The organism is Phyllobacterium chamaecytisi (genome assembly GCF_020164455.1).
GTDB classification, from domain to species: domain Bacteria; phylum Pseudomonadota; class Alphaproteobacteria; order Rhizobiales; family Rhizobiaceae; genus Phyllobacterium; species Phyllobacterium chamaecytisi.
Genome location: NZ_JAIQWW010000062.1, coordinates 1 through 1,058 on the forward strand (window position 1 = coordinate 1; position 1,058 = coordinate 1,058).

1 protein-coding gene is annotated in these 1,058 nt (G+C 64.1%); it reads left to right on the forward strand.

Annotated features, from left to right (window positions below; all coding sequences use genetic code 11):
* Positions 1–45: 45 nt before the first annotated feature.
* The coding region (locus LB462_RS30900; protein WP_224515941.1) for an NAD(P) transhydrogenase subunit alpha at positions 46–1,058 on the forward strand (1,013 nt) is incomplete at its 3' end.

The window sequence follows — 1,058 nt, forward strand, 5'->3', positions numbered from 1 at the left end:
GAGACCACTGGTTTTGTTGTGTTTAACTTGCTTGGGGGTGAGAGCTTGGCTCAGACACTGTTCATACCGAAAGAGATCGACGAGCCGCGGGTTGGCGGTTCGCCGGAGACGGTCAAGAAGCTGATAGCCCTCGGCTTTGCGGTTGTCGTCGAGGCTGGCGCAGGGGTTGCCTCGCGCATACCGGACGGCGAGTTTGTCGCGGCGGGAGCTTCGATCGGCAAGGCCGGCGATGCAGCCAGGGCCGATGTGGTGCTGAAAGTGCGCCGGCCGTCCTCGGCCGAGCTCAAGGCCTACAAGAAGGGCGCGGTGGTCATCGCCATGCTCGACCCTTACGGCAATGATGCGGCGGTCAAGGCGCTGGCCGACGCCGGTGTGACGGCCTTCACCATGGAATTCATGCCGCGCATCACGCGGGCGCAGGTCATGGACGTTCTGTCGAGCCAGGCCAATCTTGCCGGCTATCAGGCGGTGATCGATGCGGCGAGCGAATATGACCGGGCCTTGCCGATGATGATGACGGCGGCCGGCACCGTGCCTGCGGCGAAAGTGTTCATCATGGGCGTCGGTGTTGCCGGGCTGCAGGCGATTGCCACGGCGCGCCGGCTTGGTGCGGTGGTGACGGCAACCGATGTGCGTCCGGCGGTCAAGGAACAGGTCGCTTCGCTTGGCGCCAAGTTCCTCGCGGTCGAGGACGAGGAATTCAAGGCGGCGGAAACCGCTGGCGGCTATGCCAAGGAAATGTCGAAGGACTATCAGGCCAAGCAGGCGGCTCTGGTTGCTGACCATATCGCCAAGCAGGATATCGTCATCACCACGGCGCTCATTCCGGGGCGCCCCGCCCCAAGGCTGGTGACGCGTCAGATGTATGCGCGCATGCGTCCGGGCTCGGTCCTCATCGATCTGGCGGTGGAGCGCGGCGGCAATGTCGAAGGCGCGGTCGCCGGCAAGATGACCGAAGTGGACGGCGTCAAGATCGTCGGCCATCTGAATGTCGCTGGCCGCATTGCCGCGACCGCCTCGCAGCTTTACGCCAAGAACCTTCTCGCCTTCGTCGAGAC